The organism is Piscinibacter sp., from assembly GCF_050175855.1.
In the GTDB taxonomy this organism is placed as follows: Bacteria; Pseudomonadota; Gammaproteobacteria; order Burkholderiales; family Burkholderiaceae_C; genus Piscinibacter.
The window spans coordinates 1-4,953 of sequence record NZ_JBFXIO010000380.1 but is presented as its reverse complement, the minus strand read 5'-3'; the positions used below and the strand labels follow the sequence as shown (position 1 = coordinate 4,953).

Genomic DNA, 4,953 nt, shown 5'->3' with positions numbered 1-4,953 from the left:
CGGCGATGCGCGGCGCGTCGAAGCCGCGGCGACGCAGGCCCTCGATGTTGCAGCCGCGCACCGCCAGCGGGTTGCCGTCGACCAGCATGTACGGCGGAACGTCCTGCGACACCGCGCTGCCGAAGCCGACCATCACGTGCGCGCCGATCTTGACGAACTGGTGGATGCCGGTGAGGCCGCCCACCGTGACCCAGTCGCCCAGGTGCACGTGGCCACCCAGGGTGGTGTTGTTGGCCAGCGTTGTGCGGTCGCCGACCTGGCAGTCGTGGGCGATGTGCACGTAGGCCATGATCCAGTTGTCGTTGCCGATGCGTGTGACGCCGGCGTCCTGGGCGGTGCCGAGGTTGAAAGTGCAGAACTCGCGCACCATGTTGCGGTCGCCGATCACCAGTTCGGTCGGCTCGCCGGCGTATTTCTTGTCCTGCGGCACCGCGCCGATCGAGCCGAACTGGAAGAAGCGGTTGTCGCGGCCAATGGTGGTGCGGCCCTCGATCACGCAATGCGGCCCGACGGTCGTGCCTTCGCCGATGCGAACCTGCGATCGCACGACGGCATAGGCACCGACGGTGACGTTTTCTCCGAGCTCGGCGCCGCTCTCGACGATCGCGGTGGGGTGGATGTTCGCCATCTCAGGAACTCCGGAGCGCGGCTTCAGGCGAAGCTGCGCATCGTGCAGGTGAGGTCGGCCTCGACGGCCAGTTCCTCGCCGACCAGCGCGCGGGCCTTGAACTTGAAGACGGACGACTTGGCGCGCTCCAGCGTCGCTTCGAGCACCAGCTGGTCGCCCGGTTCCACCGGGCGCTTGAATCGCGCGTTGTCGATGCCGGCGAAGTAGTACACCGTGTTGGCGTCGGGCTCCTGGCCGAGCGTCTCGAAGGCCAGCAGCGCCGAGGCCTGCGCCAGCGCCTCGATCATCAGCACACCGGGCATCACCGGCCGGCGCGGAAAGTGGCCATTGAAGAAGTCCTCGTTGATGGTGACGTTCTTGATCGCCTTGATGCGCTGGCCCTTCTCGAGCTCGACCACACGGTCCACCAGCAGGATCGGGTAGCGGTGCGGCAGCTTCTTGAGGATCTGGTGGATGTCCATCGTGGTCATGGTTGTCTCGGCGTCTCGTTCTTTTCCAGCGCGCGGATTCGCTCGCGCAGCGTGTGCAGCTGGCGCAGCGTGGCCGCGTTCTTTTCCCAGGCAGCATTGTCGTCGATGGGAAAGACGCCGCTGTACTGGCCCGGCTGGCGGATCGAACGCATCACCACCGAGGCGGCCGAGATGTGCACGTCGTCGGCCAGGGTCAGGTGCCCCAGCACGATCGCCCCGCCGCCGACGGTGCAGCGCCGGCCGATCACCGCGCTGCCGGCGATGCCGACGCAGCCGGCCATCGCCGAGTGCGCGCCGATGCGCACGTTATGGCCGACCTGGATCAGGTTGTCGAGCTTCACGCCGTCTTCGATCACGGTGTCGTCGAGCGCGCCGCGGTCGATGCAGGTGTTGGCGCCGATCTCCACGTCGTCGCCGATGCGCACCGCGCCGAGCTGCTCGATCTTCTCGTAGCGCAGGCCACCCTCGCCCTTGACGGGCGCGAAGCCGAAGCCGTCGGCGCCGATGACCACGCCGCTGTGCACGATGCAGCGGGCGCCGATCGAGCAGCCTTCGCCCACCGTCACGCGCGGGGCGAGCCGGGTGCCGGCGCCGATGCTCGCGCCAGCGCCGACCACGCACAGCGGGCCGATCACCGCATCGGGCGCGACGTGTGCGCTGGGGTCGACGACCGCGCTCGGATGGATGCCGGTGGCCGCCGCCGGCCGCATGCGCCTCACCCACCACTGCGTGAGCCGCGCGTAGTACAGGTAGGGGTCAGGCGTGACGATCGCTGCGCCACGAGCCGCCGCCTCGTCGCGCACCGCGGGGCCGACGATCACGCAGCCGGCTTGCGTGGTGGCGAGCTGGGCGCGGTACTTCGGGTTGGCGAGGAAGGCGATCGCGTCGGGCGTGGCGCCTTCCAGCGTGGCGATGCGCGCGATGCGCCGCTCGCCGTCGCCGAGCAGTTCGCCGCCGAGTTGCCCGGCGATCTCGCGCAGAGCAACTTCCATCGGCGCTGCCCCGCCCTTACTTGCTGTTGCCGCTCTGGGCGTTCAGCGCCTTGATCACCTTGTCGGTGATGTCGATGCGGGGGCCGGCGAAGACGGCTTCCTGGACGATCAGGTCGTACTTCTCGGTGTCGAAGATCTGCTTCATCACCTTGTTGGCGCGCTCGACCACCGACGCCAGTTCCTCGTTCTTGCGCTGCGTCAGGTCTTCCTGGAACTCGCGGCGCTTGCGGTCGAAATCGCGGTTCTGCTCGACCAGCTCGCGCTGGCGGCGCGTGCGCTCGGACTCCGACAGGGTCGGCGCGTCCTTGTCGAGCTTCTCGCCGGCAGCCTTGAGCTTGCCCGCCATGTCGGCGAGTTCCTTCTCGCGCTTGCCGAACTCGGCCTCCAGCTTGGCCTGCGCGGCCTTCGCGGGTGCGGCATCTCGCAGCACCCGGTCGGCGTTGACGTAGCCGATCTTCAGTTCCTGGGCCTGCGCACCCAGGGCCGCGAACGCGATCAGCGTCGCGCACGCCGACGACTTCAGGAAGGAGGTATTCATTAGAACGCGGTCCCGATCTGGAATTGCAGTCTCTCGATTCTATCGTTCGGCTTCTTGCGGATCGGCGTGCCCCAGCTGAGCTTCAGCGGGCCCACGGGGGAGATCCAGCTCAGGCCGATGCCGGCCGAGGCGCGCAGGCTGTCTGCCGTGATGCGCTCCGATTCACCCCAGACGTTGCCGATGTCCATGTAGCCGAACACGCGCAGCGTGCGGTCGTTGCCGGCGCCGGGCACCGGCACGTACAGCTCGCTGTTCAGGTTGAGCCGGCGGTTGCCGCCCACGTAGGCGCCGGTCACGTCGGCCGGACCGAGCGAGCCCTGGTCGAACGCCCGTACCGTGCCCAGGCCGCCACCGTAGAAGTTCTTGAACACCGGGTACGGCCGTCCGGCCAGGCCCCGGCCGTAGCCGACCTCGCCGTTGACGGCGAAGGTGTACTGGCGCGTGATCGGCCAGTAGCGCTGGTACTGCAGGTTGGCCCGCAGGTAGCGCGTGCTCCCGGCCGGCGTCCAGTCGAGGTTGACGCGCTTGTAGCTGCCCTCGTTGGGCACCAGGGCGCTGTCGCGCTCGTCGCGCGTCCAGCCCAGCGTGAGCGGGAAGGAGTTGCTGACCGAGCCGAACTGCAGCCGGTACAGGTAGAGATTGTTGGGCATCGCATTGGTGCCCTTGATCTCGGTGCGCTCGGCGCCGACGCCGACGAACACCGTGTCGTACTCGCTGAACGGCACGCCGAAGCGCAACGCCACGCCGGGAGTGACGAGCTGGTACTGTTCGCCCTGGCTGTTGATCGGCTTGGCGGTGCGGTAGTAGACGTCGAAGGCACGCGAGATGCCGTCGATCGTGAAGTACGGATCGACGGTGCTCAGCACCAGGGTGCGGCTGCTGCGGCTGGTGTTGACCTCGATGCCGAGGTAGTTGCCCGAGCCGAACACGTTCTCCTGCTTGATCGAGGCCGTCAGCGAGAGCCGGTCCGCCGACGAATAGCCCGCACCGACCAGCAGGTTGCCGGTGGGCTTCTCCTTGATGGTAAAGGTCAGGTCGACCTGGTCCTGCGTGCCCGGCACCTCGGTGGTGTCCACCGAGACCTCGCTGAAGTAGCCCAGGCGGTCGACGCGGTCGCGCGAGAGCTTGATCTTCTGGCCGTCGTACCACGACGACTCGAACTGGCGGAACTCGCGGCGGATCACTTCGTCGCGCGTGCGCGTGTTGCCGGCCACGTTGATGCGGCGCACGTAGACGCGGCGAGACGGGTCGGCGGTCAGCGTCAGTGCGACGCGGCCGTTGGCCCGGTCGATCTCCGGGCGCGCGTCGATGCGGGCGAAGGCGTAGCCGAACAGTCCGAAGCGGTCGGCGAACTCCTTGGTGGTGTCGGTCACCGCCTCGGCGCGATAGGCTTCGCCGGGCTTGATCTTCACCAGGGTCTTGAAGTCCTCTTCCTTGCCGAGGTAGTCGCCCTCGAGCTTGACCGAGGTCACCGTGTAGGGCTGGCCTTCGGTGATGTTGATCGTGACCGTGATTTCCTGCTTGTCCGGCGAGATCGCCACCTGCGTGGAGTCGACATTGAACTCCAGGTAGCCGCGGTTCAGGTAGTAGGCGCGCAGCGTCTCCAGGTCGGCATTGAGCTTGGAGCGCGAGTAGCGGTCGGCCTTCGTGTACCAGTTCAGCCAGCCGCCGTCGTTGAGGTCGAACAGGCCCTTGAGCGTGCCCTCGGAGAAGGCCTTGTTTCCGACGATGCGCAGCTCGCGGATCTTGGCTGCCGTTCCCTCGGTGACCGTGAACGTGACGTTGACGCGGTTGCGTTCCTGCGGCGTGACGGTGGTCACCACCTCGGCGCCGTACAGGCTGCGTGTCAGGTACTGGCGCTTGAGCTCCTGCTCGGCGCGGTCGGCCAGCGCCTTGTCGAACGGCAGGCCCTCGCCGATGCCGAAATCCTTCAGCGACTTGACCAGCGTGTCCTTGTCGAACTCCTTCAGGCCGACGAAGTCGATCGCGGCGATGACCGCACGCTCCTCGACGATCACGACGACCACGCCGTCGTCGATGTCGATGCGCACGTCCTTGAACAGGCCGGTGGCGAACAGCGCGCGCAGCGCGGCGGCGCCCTTCTCGTCGTTGTAGGTGTCGCCGATGCGGAACGGCAGCGAGGCGAACACGGTGCCGGCGTCGGTGCGCTGCAGGCCCTCGACGCGGATGTCCTTCAGCGTGAAGGGCTCGACAGCCCAGGCCGAGCCCACCTGGAGTGCGGCGGCGAGGGCAAGGCTGAGGACGGTGGGACGAACTGCGGGCGCGCGTCGGGGGGAAGGCATGCGTCGGGGGTCAGTGCAGGCC

General features: G+C 67.7%; 5 protein-coding genes. All 5 read right to left on the bottom strand.

What is annotated here, in order from left to right; genetic code table 11:
* On the bottom strand, positions 1–628 hold a 628-nt coding region (lpxA, locus tag AB7U92_RS21895; RefSeq protein ID WP_428582079.1), incomplete at its 3' end, for an acyl-ACP--UDP-N-acetylglucosamine O-acyltransferase.
* 23 nt (positions 629–651) lie between these two features.
* Positions 652–1,098 (bottom strand): 3-hydroxyacyl-ACP dehydratase FabZ, encoded by a 447-nt coding sequence (gene fabZ / locus AB7U92_RS21890; protein ID WP_428582077.1) that lies wholly within the window; start codon positions 1,096–1,098, stop codon positions 652–654.
* Positions 1,095–2,090, bottom strand: coding sequence for a UDP-3-O-(3-hydroxymyristoyl)glucosamine N-acyltransferase (gene lpxD, locus AB7U92_RS21885; protein ID WP_428582074.1), 996 nt, complete (start codon positions 2,088–2,090; stop codon positions 1,095–1,097). Before lpxD ends, fabZ begins: the two co-directional genes overlap by 4 nt.
* Before the next feature lie 16 nt (positions 2,091–2,106).
* Positions 2,107–2,628: an OmpH family outer membrane protein gene (locus AB7U92_RS21880; RefSeq protein ID WP_428582071.1), complete on the bottom strand. Its 522-nt coding sequence runs from the start codon at positions 2,626–2,628 to the stop codon at positions 2,107–2,109.
* Positions 2,628–4,931, bottom strand: a complete 2,304-nt coding sequence (gene bamA, locus AB7U92_RS21875) for an outer membrane protein assembly factor BamA (protein ID WP_428582068.1) — start codon at positions 4,929–4,931, stop codon at positions 2,628–2,630. Before bamA ends, AB7U92_RS21880 begins: the two co-directional genes overlap by 1 nt.
* Between the last annotated feature and the right edge of the window lie 22 nt (positions 4,932–4,953).